This is a genomic window from Pseudomonas sp. UBA6310 (assembly GCF_002438225.1).
GTDB classification, from domain to species: Bacteria; Pseudomonadota; Gammaproteobacteria; order Pseudomonadales; family Pseudomonadaceae; genus Pseudomonas_O; species Pseudomonas_O kuykendallii.
Genome location: NZ_DJTK01000017.1, coordinates 28970 through 43990 on the forward strand (window position 1 = coordinate 28970; position 15021 = coordinate 43990).

The following is a 15021-nucleotide window of genomic DNA, read 5'->3' on the forward strand; positions in this document are numbered from 1 at the left end:
TGAGAAAGCGCATAAGCCTATTCCCCATGGGGTTTCTCGTCCAGCGAACTCCCCGACGCCCAAGGCTGTCCATCGAGCGACGCCACCCGGAAATGGAACCCTCATGAAACGTCGCTACAGCATGCCCCTGTGGATCGCGCTGGCCCTCGTCCTGTTGCTGCTGGTCGCTCACTTGGCCCTGCCCTACGTGGTGCGCGACTACCTGAACGGCAAGCTCGCCGACATGGGCGAATACCGCGGGCGGATAGCCGACGTCGACCTCGCCTGGTGGCGTGGCGCCTACCGCATCAACGGGCTGGTGATCGAGAAGGCCAGCGGCGACGTTCCGGTCCCGTTGCTGGAAGCGCCGCTGATAGACCTCTCGGTGAGCTGGCATTCGCTGTGGTACGACCACGCGGTGGTGGCGCAGGTCATCTTCCAGTCGCCCAAGCTCAACTTCGTCGACAGCGAGGACCCGAAGCAGGACCAGACCGGTGAGGGCGTCGACTGGCGCGACCAACTGGAGCAACTGCTGCCGATCACCCTCAACGAAGTCCGCGTGGTCGACGGGCGCCTGGCGTTCCGCAATTTCCAGTCGCAGCCGCCGGTGGACGTGTTCGCCAGCGAGGTCGACGCCAGTGTCTACAACCTCACCAACACCGCCAGCGCGGATGGAAAGCGCGTCGCCACCTTCAAGGGACACGCCGCGCTGTTCGGCCAGGCGCCGCTCGAGGCGAGCGCGAGCTTCGACCCCTTCACCAATTTCGAGGATTTCCAGCTGCGCCTGCGCATGACCGATCTGGAACTCAAGCGCCTCAACGACTTCTCCCGCGCCTACGGCAAGTTCGACTTCGCCGCCGGCACCGGCGACCTGGTGATCGAGGCCGAGGCGCAGAACGCCCAGCTCAGCGGCTACATCAAGCCGCTGCTGCGCGACGTCGACGTATTCAACTGGAAGCAGGATGTCGAGAACCGCGAGAAAGGCTTCTTCCAGGGCCTCTGGGAAGCGGTGGTCGGCGGCGGCCAGACGGTGCTGAAGAACCAGAGCAAGGACCAGTTCGCCACCCGCATCGAACTCTCCGGCAGCATGAAGGGCGACAGCCACGTCAACCCGTTCCAGGCCTTCGTGGCGATCCTGCGCAACGCCTTCGTGCAGGCCTTCACGCCGCGCTTCGAGCGTGCGCTCAGCGAAGACCGCGAGTGAGGGCCGCTGACCAGGATGCGCGCCGGCCGACCATTCAGTGACTGAATGGCCCGCCTGCGTTCACAGCCCGCTTGCCCGCGCGGTATAGTCGGGGCTTTCCAGACAGCATCGCCGGCCCTGCGTGCGCCCGCGTTTCGAGGATTTTCCGATGAAGTTCGAAGGCACTCCATCCTACGTCGCCACCGACGATCTCAAGCTCGCGGTGAACGCCGCCATCACCCTGCAGCGCCCGCTGCTGGTGAAGGGCGAGCCCGGCACCGGCAAGACCATGCTCGCCGAACAGCTGGCCGAATCCTTCGGCGCCAAGCTCATCACCTGGCACATCAAGTCCACCACCAAGGCGCATCAGGGCCTCTACGAATACGATGCGGTGAGCCGCCTGCGCGACTCGCAGTTGGACCCGGACAAGGTCAACGACATCCGCAACTACATCAAGAAAGGCAAGCTGTGGGAGGCCTTCGAGTCCGAGCAGCGGGTGATCCTGCTGATCGACGAAATCGACAAGGCCGACATCGAGTTCCCCAACGACCTGTTGCAGGAACTCGACAAGATGGAGTTCTACGTTTACGAGACCAACGAGACGATCAAGGCCAAACAGCGCCCGATCATCATCATCACCTCGAACAACGAGAAGGAACTGCCGGACGCCTTCCTGCGCCGCTGCTTCTTCCACTACATCGCCTTCCCGGACCGCAGCACGCTGCAGAAGATCGTCGACGTGCACTACCCGAACATCAAGAAGGACCTGGTGGCCGAAGCGCTCGACGTGTTCTTCGACGTGCGCAAGGTGCCTGGCCTGAAGAAGAAGCCCTCCACCTCCGAGCTGGTCGACTGGCTCAAGCTGTTGATGGCCGACGACATCGGCGAAGCCGTGCTGCGCGAACGCGATCCGACCAAGGCCATCCCGCCGTTGGCCGGCGCCCTGGTGAAGAACGAGCAGGACGTGCAGTTGCTCGAACGCCTGGCCTTCATGAGCCGTCGCGCTTCGCGTTAAAAATCGGGCTGCTGCGCGGCGGCCAGTGCCTTTGTAGGGTGGGTTAGCGAAGCGTAACCCGCCGACCAGCCGCCAGGCTGGCAAGCATGATGCCGGCGGCATCAACGGTGGGTTACGCCGCTGCGCGGCTAACCCACCCTACGGATTACCCCGAGGGCATAGACAATGCTGCTCAATCTTTTCAACGAAATGCGCGCGGCCAAGGTGCCGGTTTCGGTGCGCGAGCTGCTCGACCTGATCAACGCGCTGCAGCACAACGTCGTGTTCGCCGACATGGACGAGTTCTACTACCTTTCGCGGGCAATCCTGGTGAAGGACGAGCGCCATTTCGACAAGTTCGACCGTGCCTTCGGCGCCTACTTCAACGGCCTGCAGAACCTCGACCAGCACATCGAGGCGCTGATTCCCGAGGAATGGCTGCGCAAGGAATTCGAGCGTCTGCTGACCGACGAGGAACGCGCCCAGATCCAGTCCCTCGGCGGGCTGGACAAGCTCATCGAGGAGTTCAAGAAACGCCTCGAGGAACAGAAGGAACGTCACGCCGGCGGCAACAAGTGGATCGGCACCGGCGGCACCAGCCCGTTCGGCTCCGGCGGCTTCAACCCCGAAGGCATCCGCGTCGGCGACGCCGGCAAGCGCCAGGGCAAGGCGGCGAAGGTCTGGGACCAGCGCGAGTACAAGAACCTCGACGACAACGTCGAGCTGGGCACGCGCAACATCAAGGTCGCCCTGCGCCGGTTGCGCAAGTTCGCCCGCCAGGGCGCCGCCGAGGAGCTCGACATCGACGGCACCATCGACCACACGGCGAAGGATGCCGGCCTGCTGAACATCCAGATGCGCCCGGAACGCCGCAACACGGTGAAGCTGTTGCTGCTGTTCGACATCGGCGGTTCGATGGACGCCCACGTGAAGGTCTGCGAGGAGCTGTTCTCGGCCTGCAAGACCGAGTTCAAGCATCTCGAGTACTTCTATTTCCACAACTTCATCTACGAATCGGTGTGGAAGAACAACTTCCGCCGCACCAGCGAGCGCACCTCGACCCTCGACCTGCTGCACAAGTACGGCGCCGACTACAAAGTGATCTTCATCGGCGACGCGGCCATGGCGCCCTACGAGATCACCCAGGCCGGTGGCAGCGTCGAGCACTGGAACGAGGAAGCCGGCTACGTGTGGATGCAGCGCTTCATGGAGAAATTCAAGAAGCTGGTATGGATCAACCCCTACCCCAAGGACACCTGGGGCTACACCGCCTCGACCAACATCGTCCGCGAGCTGGTGGAGGACCGGATGTTTCCGCTGACCCTGAGCGGCCTGGAAGAAGGGATGAAGTACCTGTCCAAGTGACGGCGAGACGAAGCCCGTTCTTTCGTTACCCGCGGACGGCTAGCGCCAGTGCCGCTGATGCGCCCGGCGCTGGCGGCCCACGCCGAACGCCGCTCCGACCAGCAGCAACAGGCTTTCCACCACCCACGCCAGCAGCAGCGCACAGACGATGCCCCAGGCGATCGCCTCGGGCACCAACGGCACCTGGTAGTCGTAGGCGGCGAGGGTTTCCGCGCGCAGCTCCGGATCGGCCTTCGCCACCACGTGCCAGGCGCGCGCATACCAGGGTTTGCGCATCGCCTGCGCTTCCTCTTCGAGCAGCGCCGAGCGATCCACCAGGGTCGCCACGCTCTGCGCGTCGCTGCGCATCACCGGGTCCTGGCTTTCGCGGTAATGCGTCACCAGCGCCTGCAGGTCGCCCTGAAAGAAGCGCCCGGCGGTGGCCCGGAAGCCTTCCAGCGCCTTGGCCGCCTCGATGCGATGCGCTTCCACCCGATTGGCATAGTCGGCGATGAAGCCGGGCACCTGGACGCCCACCAGCAGACCGACCGCGAACAGCATCAAGCGCAAGTAACTTCTCAACATCCAGCTCTCCTTGTGGGTGTGAAAACGGACTCAGTCCGACAGCGTGTCGCAACCCTCTGCAATGCACTCGCCCCCGCGCCACAGGGTCCACTGACCCGGCTGATGGACGATCCAGTCTTCGTTATCGGTCAGTGCCTCGGTGGCCAGCACGGTGACCACGTCGTTGGGCGTGGTTTCGGCCTGGAAGTCCACGGTCAGGTCGGCATCCTTCAGGCGCGCCGGGCCGAACGGCGCGCGGCGGGTGATCTGCACCAGCTTCGTCGAACAGCAGCTGAACAACCAGTCGCCGTCGCTGAGCAGGCAATTGAACACCCCTTTGCGGCGGTATTCGCGACACGCCTCGATCAGCGTCGGCAGCAGCGCCTCGATATCGGCGGGCTCGGGAAATGCGGCGCGCAGGCGGTTGAGCAGGTCGCAGAAGGCCGCTTCGCTGTCGGTGTCGCCCACCGGGCGGTAGAAGCCGGGCGCGGGCTGGAAATCCGCCAGCTGGCCGTTGTGCGCGAAGCACCAGTTGCGCCCCCACATCTCGCGGACGAAGGGATGGGTATTGGCCAGCGCGACCTTGCCGACGTTGGCCTGGCGGATGTGGCCGATGACCACCTCGCTCTTGATCGGGTACTGCTGCACCAGCCGTGCGACCTCGGATTCGGCGCTCGCCGAGGGATCCTGGAACAGCCGCAGGCCACGTCCCTCGTAGAAACCTATGCCCCAGCCGTCACGGTGCGGGCCGGTGCGGCCGCCGCGCTGCATCAGCCCGGTGAAGCTGAAGACGATATCCGTCGGCACGTTGGCGCTCATGCCCAGCAGCTCACACATGGGCGGGCCTCGGCAGCGGCGGCGTGGCGACGAAGGGGGGGCGAATCGGATTCATGGGCGCTCCTGGTAAGCAGGAGGCCATGCTGACCGGCTCCGCGCGTGGGCGCAAGCCGCCGTATGGCAATCTATACGCGCGGTTCCACGCGGCTCTCGCGGCGCGGGCGCTCGACGTCCGGGTCCATCCGCTCGCGCAGGGTGCGCGGGTCTTCCACCGCTTCCTCGCGGGCCCGTTTGCGATTGCGCAGCCAGCGCTCCACCGGCCAGCGCAGCAGCACGAACAGCAGGTAGACGACGAAGGCGATCAGGCCGTACATGCTCAGGTCGGCGACCGCCTTCCAGACGTTGTTGCCGACCTTGAAGGCGAGGTCCAGCGCGGTGATCGCGATGGCCGGGGCGAACAGCTCCTTGCCCGGGTCGACGATGGTCGGCGTCAGCAGCAGCACCGCGATCACCAGCCGCAGCGGCTCGCGCAGGTAGCGCCACATCCAGCCGGTGAGTTGGAACACCACCGCCAGGCAACCGAGTGCGGCGATGCCGTAGACGGCCCAGGCGAGGAGGTAGTCGTGTTCGTTCATGTGGCGCTTCGGCATGGCCTGGCTGGCGAATGGGCGCCTATGATAGCGGCTTTTCGCCGCGCAGACCTCCCGCCGCGGCGCCACCACTTCGAGGAAGAGCATGCCCCACGCCCCCATTGCCCGCATCAACAGGGATGCGCAGGACCCTTACCGCTGGCTGGAGAACCGCGACGCCCAGGAGGTGCTCGATTACCTGCATGCCGAGAACGACTGGACCGAGGCGCAGCTGGCCGACGGTGCCGAGCTGCGTGAGCGCCTGTTCGAGGAGATCAAGGCGCGCATCCGCGAGACCGACCTGTCGCTGCCCACTCCCTGGGGCGCGTACCTCTACTACAGCCGTACCCAGGCCGGCGACGAATACCCGCGGCACTACCGCTGCGCACGGCCGGCCGGCGTGTCGCTGCAGGTCGACGACGGCAGCGAGGAGCTGCTGCTCGACCCCAATGCGCTGGCCGAGGGCGGCTACCTGTCGCTGGGCGCCTTCAGCATCAGCCCGGACCAGACGCGCCTGGCCTACAGCCTGGACACCCAAGGCGACGAGATCTACCGGCTGTTCGTCAAGGAGCTGGCCAGCGGCGCCGTCGAGGAACTGCCCTTCGACGACTGCGACGGCAGCCTGACCTGGGCCAACGACAGCCGCACGCTGTTCTTCGGCGAACTGGATGCCACTCACCGCCCGCACAAGCTGTATCGCTACACGCTGGGCGACGCCGAGGCGGCGCTGGTGTTCAACGAGCCGGACGGGCGCTTCTTCCTCAACTGCTATCGCTCGAGTTCCGAGCGCCAGCTGATCCTGCTGGCCAACAGCAAGACCACCTGCGAAGCCTGGGTGCTGGATGCCGATCAGCCGCAGCAGGCATTCGTCTGCCTGGCGCCGCGCGAGGAAGGCCACGAGTACTACCCCGACCACGGGCGCATCGACGGCCAGTGGGCCTGGGTGGTGCGCAGCAATCAGGCAGGCATCAACTTCGCCCTGTACCGCGCCGAGGACGCCACGCCGACCCGCGAGCACTGGCAGGAACTGATCGGCCATGACCCGCAGCGGATGCTCGAGGAAGCCAGTCTCAACGCCGGTGGTTTCGTCCTCAGCCTGCGCGAGGGCGGCCTGCCGGTCATCCAGGTGCATCCGGTCGGGGCGCGGAGTTATCGCGTCGAGCTGCCGGATGCCGCCTACAGCCTCTATGTACAGGACTCGCTGGAATTCGACAGCCCCGTACTGCGGCTACGCTACGAGGCGCTGAACCGTCCGGCGCAGGTGCGCCAGCTGGACATCGCCAGCGGCGCTCAGACGGTGCTCAAGGAAACCCCGGTGGAAGGCCCGTTCGACGCCGACGCCTACGTCAGCCAGCGGCTCTGGGCCAAGGCGCCGGACGGCACCGCGATTCCCATCAGCCTGGTCGCGCGGCGCGACGTGCTCGGCCGCCCTGCCCCGCTGTATCTCTATGGCTATGGCGCCTATGGCGAAAGCCTCGACCCGTGGTTCTCGCATGCCCGCCTGAGCCTGCTCGAACGCGGCTTCGTCTTCGCCATCGCCCATGTGCGCGGTGGCGGCGAGCTGGGCGAGGCCTGGTATCGCGGCGGCAAGCTGGAGCACAAGCAGAACACCTTCGATGACTTCATCGCCTGCGCCGAGCACCTGATCGCCGAGGGCTACACCCGCACCGACCGCCTCGCCATCAGCGGCGGCAGCGCCGGCGGGCTGCTGATCGGCGCGGTGCTCAACCAGCGTCCGGAGCTGTTCGCCGCGGCCATCGCCGAAGTGCCCTTCGTCGACGTGCTGAACAGCATGCAGAACCCCGACCTGCCGCTGACCGTGACCGAGTACGACGAATGGGGCGACCCGAGCGATGCGGCGGTGCACGCGCGCATCAAGGGCTACGCGCCCTACGAGAACGTGCGCGCCCAGGCCTATCCGGCGATCCTCGCCATCGCCGGTTACCACGACAGCCGGGTGCAGTATTGGGAAGCGGCGAAGTGGGTCGCCAAGTTGCGCGCCACGCGCAGCGACGACAACCTCCTGCTGCTCAAGACCGACTTCGGCGCCGGCCACGGCGGCATGAGCGGCCGCTACCAGGCGCTCAAGGATGTCGCGCTGGAATACGCCTTCCTGCTGAAGGTGCTGGGGCTGGCCTGAGGAGAAACCTGCGCGTCATCCGTAGATACAGCCTTCCCCAACGAATGCGTAGGGTGGATCGCGCCTCATCGATCCACCGGGCGGCGCAGCGGTGGATGAAAAGAGCGTCATCCACCCTACATGGGACGGGGCATCAACGAACTCGTAGGGTGGATCGCGCTTCATCGATCCACCAGAGCGGTGCAATGATGAATGAAAGTGCCCGTAGGGTGCGCTTCAGCCCACCGGCGCCCCCAAGCGCTGTCGCGTGGGCTGAAGCCCACCCTACGAGATCGCGCGCGAATCAGGCATCGACCTTGGAACCGGTGGCCACCTGCTCCGCCGGCGCGCCGTCGCCTTCGACCTTCTCGCCGGGATCCTTGCCTTCCGGATCGTGGTGCTCCAGCACGGCATTCAGCTCGGCGCCGAGCAGCAGCACCGCGGCGGAAATGTAGAAATACAGCAGCAGGATGATGATCGCGCCGATGGAGCCGTACAGCGCGTTGTAGTTGCCGAAGTTCTTCACGTAGAAACCGAAGCCCACCGAGGCGGCGATCCACACCACCACCGCGAGCAGCGAGCCGGGGGTGATGAAGCGGAATTTCTGCTTCACGTCCGGCGCGACGTAGTACACCACCGCCACCGCCACCACCATCAGCACGATCGCCACCGGCCAGCGCAGCAGGTTCCAGAGGATCACCATCATCTGCTCCAGGCCGAACCAGTGGGCGAGCCAGTTCATCACGCTGGGCCCGACCACCATCAGCCCGGCGGCGGTCAGCAGCAGCGCGGCCAGGCCGATGGTGTAGAGCACCGACAACGGGAAGCGCTTCCACGCCGGGCGGCCTTCCTTCACGTCGTAGGCCTTGTTCATCGCATCCATCGTCGAGCGCACGGCCGACGAGGAGGTCCAGATCGCCACCACGATCCCCACCGAGAACAGCCCGGATTCCTGCTGCTGGAAGCGGTCGATCGCCGGATTCAGCTGGTCCATCGCCTCGGTCGGCAGGAAGTAGGCGGCCTGCTCGCGCAGCCAGTCGAAGAACGTCGGCAAATCGAGAAAGCTGATCAGCGCGATGAGGAACAGCAGGAACGGGAACAGCGAGAAGAACATCTGGTAGGCCAGCGCCGACGCATAGGTCGGCATTTCGTCGTCGGCGAATTCCTTGATCACACGCTTGGCCAGCTGGAACAGACCGAGGCGATTCTTGATGGCGAACATGTAGGCCCTTCCTTGTCGCAAAACGGAGTTAAAACTGGGACGACCACAACGCCGCGGAAGTTCTGCAATGGCGCGCGCCGGCCATCCGGGCTGCGGAACAGCGCGGCGGCGCGGGAGTCATGTTCTAGGTAACCCTCCAAGGAGAACGACGATGCTGATTCCAACTCACAAAGATGAAACCGGCGCTACCTCCGCCTTCACCCCCGGCAGCGATGCCGAGAAAAACGTGCACGGCTGGGAGCGCGCGGCCTCCATCGCCGGCGGCTTCGTGCTGTTGAGCAAGGGCCTGCGCCGCGGCGGCATCGGCGGCCTGCTGGAAGTGGCGATGGGCGGCATGGGGCTGGTGCGCGGCTTCACCGGGCGTTGCGCAGCGAAGAAGGTGCTGCAGGCGGCGAAGGAAGACGTCCACGACTTCAAGGTCGCCAGTGGCGGCAAGCTGGACCACCTGTTCGAGAACGCCGACGCCGCGACCCGCAGCGCCACCGTCACCGGCAACGAATCGCTGAGCAGCCCGAAAGCCGGCGTCTGATTCGCTAGTTGCCCGCCAGCAACGGCGTATCCAGCACCTTCGACGGCTCGCCGATCAGCGTTTCGGCGATCGCCCGCACATCGTCGGTGCTGACCTTGTCCAGGCGCATCAGGCCCTGGACGAGGTCGTCCAGCGACTGCCGGCCCTTGCTGGCCACGCGGATTTCCTGGTTCAGGTCCTCCAGCAACAGCACCGCCCGCGCCGTCACCGCGCCGCTGGAATGCTCGCTGCGCAGGCTGCTCACGTCGCGACTCCAACGCTGCAACTGCTCGCGCACCTTGTGATAACGGGCCTCGCCGAGTCCGCCCGAACGGCGCAGCAACTCGATCGAGTAGTACTCGGCGACGCCCTCGCTGATCCAGTCGCTGTCGTCCGTGTCGGTGATCCGGGTGAACACGTGCACCAGTTCGTGCAGCAGCGGGCTGGTGCCGTTCTCGCTGATCAGCGGCCGCTCGGCCTGCATGAAGAACGAGTTCGGCGCGGAAAGCCCGCCACGCCACATCGGCGCGCCGGCGCCGACGATCAGCAGCTTCTCCGGGTCGCGCGGGAACGCCGCCTGCGCATGCGGCCAGACGTAGGTGAGCAAGGTGATGATGTCCATCCGCCGCAGCCCCTCGCCGATGGGCGCCGCCACGGTGACGTCGGTCTCGCCCAGGCGCAGGCGCCGCGCACCGATCTTGCCGGCGAGAATCCAGCCGGTCGGCCGGTCGAAACGGCGCCCCGGATTATCGATACGGAAACGGTTCTTGCCGATCCGCGACCAGCCGGTTTCCACGCTGTTCCAGCCCTCCGGCAACTCGAACTGCAGGCGCGACACCAGCTCGACGCCGTCGGCCTGCGACAGGCGCGCCGCCGGCACCAGATCGTCGCCGCGCAGCAGCGCCCAGTCGGTTGTCATCCGCGCGTCGTAGGCGCCCGATTCGCGACGATGGCTGACGCGCACCCGGTAGCTCAGCGTTGCCGCGCCGCGCGAGGGTTTCCACAGCCCGTGGTCGCCGCTCAGGCGCCAGTCGCCGTCGGCCTTGAAGTCGCTGTACGCCCCGGTGGCGCCGAGGTCGAGTTCCAGCTCGCGAACCACTTCGCCCTTCGCCAGCCGCAGGCTCACCTCGGCCTGATCGGACTGCGGCAGAAAACGCACGGAGTAGTCCAGATCGACCTTCTTCGCCGCCAGGGCGCAGGGGGTGAAGACGAACAGCAGGCAGCAGGGCAACCAGCGGAGTGAGGGCATCGCAGTGAAATCCCATGGGGTCTGTCGGTGTCGGTCAGCGCCGTGCGGGCGGCGGCCAGGTATCAGCCGGCGCGGAAGATCAGGTGGTCTTCCCAGTCATCCTCGGCAACGCTGTCTTCGCTGAGCATCTTGCCCGATTGCGAGATGCCGGCGCGGTGCACCGCATCCGGATCGCCGCAGACCAGGTGATGCCAGGCCAGCAGGTCCTTGCCCTCGGCCACGCGCCGGTAGGCGCAGGTCGGCGGCAGCCAGCGGAACTGGTCGGCCTGCGCCGGGGTGAGCTGGATGCAGTCGGCCACGTACTGGCGGCGATTCGGGTAGTCGCTGCAGCGGCAGCTGGTCAGGTCGAGCAGTTTGCAGGCCACGCGGGTGTAGTAGACGCTGCCGTCGTCCTCATCTTCCAGCTTCTGCAGGCAGCACAGGCCGCAGCCGTCGCAGAGCGATTCCCACTCGGTGCGATCGAGCTCGGCAAGGGTCTTGCGCTTCCAGAAGGGTTCGACGATGGCGGCCATGGGCGTACTGCGGCGAGGGTGCGAAAAGGCCGGCAGTCTAGCCCGCCGCGCAGACAGGGCCAAGGCTGCGTCGTCGGATGCCTGGGTGTCGAGGTTTCGTCGCGGGGAACGCCAACGGCCCTAGTAGCCGCGGGCGAAATCTACCTGGCCGAGCAGCGGCTCCGCCGCGCGGTGACGCGCCAGGTTGTCGAGGAACAGCCGGGCCATCGCCCTGGGCGGCGTCGGCGCCGCGGTGTGCCCGGTGAGCAGCAGGTTCGGTGCGCGCCAGAACGGATGGTCGGGCGCTGGCGGCTCCTCGCGGCAGACGTCGATCACCGCGGCCGCCAACTGCCCGCCTTGCAGCGCGGCGACCAGGTCGGCATCGACCACCGCCGTGCCACGCCCGGCGTTGATGAACAGCGCGCCGCGCGGCAGGCGCGCGAACAGGCCGGCGTCGTAGATATCACCGGTGTCGGGCGTGTTCGGCAGCAGGTTGATCAGGTAGTCGGCCTGCGCGGCGAGACGCTCCAGCTGGTCGATCCCGGCGACCTCCAGGAACGGCTCCAGGGCGCGCGGCTGGCGGGCGATGCCGCGCAGCTCGATGCCGAACGGCGCCAGCAGGCGCGCCACCGCCTGGCCGATGTCGCCGGCACCGACGATCAGCGCCCGGCGTCCGCCGAGGCCGTGCGGCGTGCGCGTGTCCCAGCGGCCCTCCCCTTGCAGCGCCGCGCGCGACAGAACCTGGCGCTCGTGGGCCAACAGGTAGGTCAGCACGTATTCGGCCATCGCCTGGCCGAATACGCCGACTGCCCGGCTGAGGCGGTAATCGCGCGGCAGGTCGGCGGCCAGCAGCGGCGTGATGCCGGCCCAGGTCGACTGCACCCACTGCGGGCGGGCGCCGCCGCGCAACAGCGGCGCCAGCAGATCGGGCGCCCCGAGCCACACCGGGCAGTGGGCCGCCAACCTGGCCAGCTCCGCCGGATCGTCACTGCCGTGCAGTTGCAGCGACGGCTCGGCGTCACCCAGCAGGTCGGCGTAGCGGGCGTGTTCAGGATCGGCGATCAGCAGGCGCATGGGTCAGACCGGGTCGTTGCGGCGCAGCAGTTCATCCGGCAGGTGGGCGATGTAGTCGTCCTCGGGCGGCGGCATCTGCAGGTGATAGCCCTGGGTTTCCAGGTTCTCCAGCACCTTGGCGATGTCTTCGCGCGCGAGCTGGCGCTCCGGGGTCAGCACCAGGTCGAAGGCGTGCTGCGGCGGCCCGAAGGCGACCAGCAGGCTTTCCGGCACGCGCTTGAGCGCGTCGGCGCGGTTCACGTAGAGATACATCTCGCGCTTGCGCGGGCTGCGGTAGATGGAACAGAGGCGTTTCACGGGGTCGGTTCTCCAGCGCCCGGAGCGAGGGCGTCGAGCAGCGCCTGGCCCATGCGCTCGCGGCGCCAGCCACGCAGGGATTCAGGCAGGGTGTAGGGGCCGTCGGGATAGCCGCTCTTGAGCAGCGCCTCGAGGGACTTCTTGCGCAGCATCAGCTCGGGGACGATCTGCAGTTTCTCGGCTTCGGCCTGGCCAACCGCGCGCAGGCGCTTGAGCAGCACCGTGGCGTCCACCGGCAGCGGCTCGGGCAACGCCTCCGGCCAGGCTTCCCTGGGCAGCGCGGCGGCGTCCTTGATCAGTTGGATCAGCGTCTCGCCGTCCTGGCGCACGGTGCGCGGGTGCATGTCCTCGATCTTCGCCAGGGCCGCCAGGTTATCCGGCTGGAAGCGCGCCAGCGGCCACAGGCAGTGCTCGCGGACGATGCGATTGCGCGGCTGGTCGCGGCGACGGGCCTCGGCCTCGCGCCACACGTACAGCTCGCGGAGCACCGCCAGCTGGGCGCGCGACAGCTTCCAGCCGAGCTTGGCCTCGCGGTACAACTCGCGCGGGTCGACCTCCCGGCGCAGGTTGGCGACCAGTTCGGCGCCGTCCTCCAGCAGCCAGGCGCGCTTCTCGTCGGACAGGCGCTGATCCAGCACTTCGTAGATTTCCGCCAGGTGCTTGGCATCGTCGGCGGCGTAACGCACCTGGATGTCGCTGAGCGGGCGTGCCAGCCAGTCCGAGCGCGTGGCGTCCTTCGGCAGGTCGAGGCCGAGCACGGCATGGGCCAGGCGCGAATAGCCCATGGAGAAGCCGATGCCCAGGTAGCCGGCAGCCAGTTGCGTGTCGAACAGCGGCGCCGGCAGGCTGCCGGTCAGGCGCAGCAGCACTTCCAGGTCTTCGCTGCAGGCGTGCAGCACCTTGACCACCTGCGGGCTTTCCAGCAGCGCGGCGAACGGTTTCCAGTCGCCGATCAGCAGCGGATCGATGAGAAAGGCGCGCTCGCCGTCGCCGATCTGCACCAGGCCGGCGAGTGGATAGAAGGTGTCGACTCGGATGAATTCGGTGTCCAGCGCCACGTAGGGCAAGTCACGCCAGATGCTGCAGTGGTGCGCCAGGGTGGCGTCGTCACGGATCCAGTGAATATCGTTGGGCACACGGCTCTCCTTGGTTATCACGCCAGTATAACTGCGCTGCGCCACCGGGACGGAGATTCACGGCTTGTCGGCCGGCTGCGCCGCCTCCTATGCTCCGACGCTGCGCCCAGAACAATCAGAAAAGGACCGCCATGACCAAGTTGATCGGCTTCATCGCGCTGCTGCTCGCCGCCGCTGCGCTCTACCTCAGCGTCACCCCGAGCGTGATCGACCCGCTCGCCTGGGACGCGCCCGCCGCGCCGCCGCTGACCGGCGTACTGGAGCCCAACGACACGCTGATGAAGGCCGAGCTGATCGCCCAGGGCCAGCTGCACGGGCCGGAAGACACCGCAGTGGATGCCAGTGGGCGGCTCTACGCCAGCCTCGCCGACGGCCGCATCGTGCGCCTGGGTGCGGACGGCATCCCGCAGACCTTCGTCAACACCGGCGGGCGCCCGCTGGGCATGGACTTCGCCGCGGACGGCCAGCTGATCGTCGCCGACGCCTACAAGGGCCTGCTCAGCGTCGATGCCCACGGCACGATCAGGGTGCTCGCCACCGAGGCGGACGGCGCTCCCTTCCGCTTCACCGACGACCTCGACATCGCCCGCGACGGGCGCATTTATTTCAGCGACGCCTCCGACACCTTCACCCAGCCGGACTACCTGCTTGACCTGCTCGAGGCGCGCCCGCACGGCCGCCTGCTGCGCTACGACCCGGCTACAGGCAAGACCGAGGTGCTGCTCAAGGACCTGTATTTCGCCAACGGCGTGGCGCTCTCGCAGCACGAGGATTTCGTGCTGGTCAACGAAACCTACCGCTATCGCATCACCCGCTACTGGCTCACGGGGGACAAGGCCGGCAGCCATGACGTGTTCATCGACAACCTCCCCGGCCTGCCGGACAACCTCCAGGGCGACCGCGCCGGCACCTTCTGGGTCGCCCTGCCCTCGCCGCGCAAGGCCGACGCCGACTTCCTCCATCGCCACCCGTGGCTCAAGGCGCAGATCGCCAAGCTGCCGCGCGCGCTCTGGCCAAAACCCACGCCCTACGGCCTGGTGATCGCCCTCGACGAAAACGGCAACATCGTGCAGAGCCTGCACGACACCAGCGGCGCGCACCTGCGCATGGTCACCTCGGTGAAACCGCAGGGAGATTTCCTGTACTTCGGCAGCCTGGACAATGACCGGATAGGCCGCCTGAAGATTCGCTGAGCACACCGCAATCTGCCGCACCGGACTCCCGCCGGACGTAGGGGGATGACGCTCTTTTCATCCCCCCGTTACACCGCCCGGTGGATCGATGGAGCGCGATCCACCCTACGCCTGGGCGTCACTCAGTACACGCCGCCCCCATCGGATGCACCGGACTCCCTTCAAGCGTAGGGTGGATGACGCTCTTTTCATCCACCGTTACACCGCCCGGGGGATCGATGGAGCGCGATCCACCCTACGCCTGGGCGTCACTCGGTACACG

15 protein-coding genes are annotated in these 15021 nt (G+C 66.8%); 6 read left to right on the forward strand and 9 right to left on the reverse strand.

Going from position 1 to position 15021, the window contains the following annotated elements:
• Window positions 1-103: 103 nt before the first annotated feature.
• The 3 genes from B3E91_RS03155 to B3E91_RS03165 all read left to right on the forward strand — a co-directional run bounded on the left by B3E91_RS03155 (window position 104) and on the right by B3E91_RS03165 (window position 3521).
• Window positions 104-1183: a DUF748 domain-containing protein gene (locus B3E91_RS03155; RefSeq protein WP_287028360.1), complete on the forward strand. Its 1080-nt coding sequence runs from the start codon at window positions 104-106 to the stop codon at window positions 1181-1183.
• A gap of 148 nt (window positions 1184-1331) precedes the next feature.
• Window positions 1332-2177 carry an AAA family ATPase gene (locus tag B3E91_RS03160; protein ID WP_282339088.1) on the forward strand — a complete coding sequence of 282 codons (846 nt, stop codon included), beginning with the start codon at window positions 1332-1334 and terminating at the stop codon, window positions 2175-2177.
• A 165-nt stretch (window positions 2178-2342) separates the two neighbouring features.
• Window positions 2343-3521, forward strand: a complete 1179-nt coding sequence (locus B3E91_RS03165) for a vWA domain-containing protein (RefSeq protein WP_090227675.1) — start codon at window positions 2343-2345, stop codon at window positions 3519-3521.
• A 39-nt stretch (window positions 3522-3560) separates the two neighbouring features.
• Here the strand turns inward: B3E91_RS03165 and B3E91_RS03170 are convergent, their stop codons facing one another.
• The 3 genes from B3E91_RS03170 to B3E91_RS03180 form a co-directional block, all read right to left on the reverse strand.
• On the reverse strand, window positions 3561-4085 hold the full coding sequence (locus B3E91_RS03170) for a DUF2937 family protein (protein WP_090227693.1): 525 nt from the start codon (window positions 4083-4085) through the stop codon (window positions 3561-3563).
• 30 nt (window positions 4086-4115) lie between these two features.
• A complete protein-coding gene (locus tag B3E91_RS03175; RefSeq protein WP_090227695.1) occupies window positions 4116-4901 on the reverse strand; it encodes a class II glutamine amidotransferase in 786 nt (261 codons plus the stop codon).
• A 125-nt stretch (window positions 4902-5026) separates the two neighbouring features.
• Window positions 5027-5476: an MFS transporter gene (locus B3E91_RS03180; RefSeq protein WP_407072427.1), complete on the reverse strand. Its 450-nt coding sequence runs from the start codon at window positions 5474-5476 to the stop codon at window positions 5027-5029.
• A 100-nt stretch (window positions 5477-5576) separates the two neighbouring features.
• Here B3E91_RS03180 and B3E91_RS03185 point away from each other — a divergent pair, with 100 nt between their 5' ends.
• A complete protein-coding gene (locus B3E91_RS03185; protein WP_287028369.1) occupies window positions 5577-7610 on the forward strand; it encodes a S9 family peptidase in 2034 nt (677 codons plus the stop codon).
• A 283-nt stretch (window positions 7611-7893) separates the two neighbouring features.
• Here the strand turns inward: B3E91_RS03185 and B3E91_RS03190 are convergent, their stop codons facing one another.
• Window positions 7894-8811, reverse strand: a complete 918-nt coding sequence (locus B3E91_RS03190) for a YihY/virulence factor BrkB family protein (protein WP_287028372.1) — start codon at window positions 8809-8811, stop codon at window positions 7894-7896.
• A gap of 151 nt (window positions 8812-8962) precedes the next feature.
• Between B3E91_RS03190 and B3E91_RS03195 the strand changes: the two genes are divergently transcribed.
• Window positions 8963-9340, forward strand: a complete 378-nt coding sequence (locus B3E91_RS03195) for a YgaP family membrane protein (protein ID WP_273231295.1) — start codon at window positions 8963-8965, stop codon at window positions 9338-9340.
• Between the two features lie 4 nt (window positions 9341-9344).
• Here the strand turns inward: B3E91_RS03195 and B3E91_RS03200 are convergent, their stop codons facing one another.
• The 5 genes from B3E91_RS03200 to rnd form a co-directional block, all read right to left on the reverse strand.
• The gene (locus tag B3E91_RS03200; protein WP_287028375.1) at window positions 9345-10568 is read right to left on the reverse strand and encodes a hypothetical protein; all 1224 of its coding nucleotides are present in this window, start codon (window positions 10566-10568) and stop codon (window positions 9345-9347) included.
• Window positions 10569-10630: 62 nt separating this feature from the next.
• Entirely contained in the window at window positions 10631-11080 is a 450-nt protein-coding gene (locus tag B3E91_RS03205; RefSeq protein WP_090227708.1) for a YcgN family cysteine cluster protein, read from the reverse strand.
• Between the two features lie 120 nt (window positions 11081-11200).
• Window positions 11201-12133: a D-2-hydroxyacid dehydrogenase gene (locus tag B3E91_RS03210; RefSeq protein ID WP_286785824.1), complete on the reverse strand. Its 933-nt coding sequence runs from the start codon at window positions 12131-12133 to the stop codon at window positions 11201-11203.
• Window positions 12134-12136: 3 nt separating this feature from the next.
• Entirely contained in the window at window positions 12137-12430 is a 294-nt protein-coding gene (locus B3E91_RS03215; protein WP_090227713.1) for a YcgL domain-containing protein, read from the reverse strand.
• Window positions 12427-13566 (reverse strand): ribonuclease D, encoded by a 1140-nt coding sequence (gene rnd / locus B3E91_RS03220; protein WP_287028379.1) that lies wholly within the window; start codon window positions 13564-13566, stop codon window positions 12427-12429. Before rnd ends, B3E91_RS03215 begins: the two co-directional genes overlap by 4 nt.
• Window positions 13567-13697: 131 nt before the next feature.
• Here rnd and B3E91_RS03225 point away from each other — a divergent pair, with 131 nt between their 5' ends.
• Window positions 13698-14759, forward strand: a complete 1062-nt coding sequence (locus tag B3E91_RS03225; RefSeq protein ID WP_287028381.1) for an SMP-30/gluconolactonase/LRE family protein — start codon at window positions 13698-13700, stop codon at window positions 14757-14759.
• Window positions 14760-15021 lie beyond the last annotated feature (262 nt).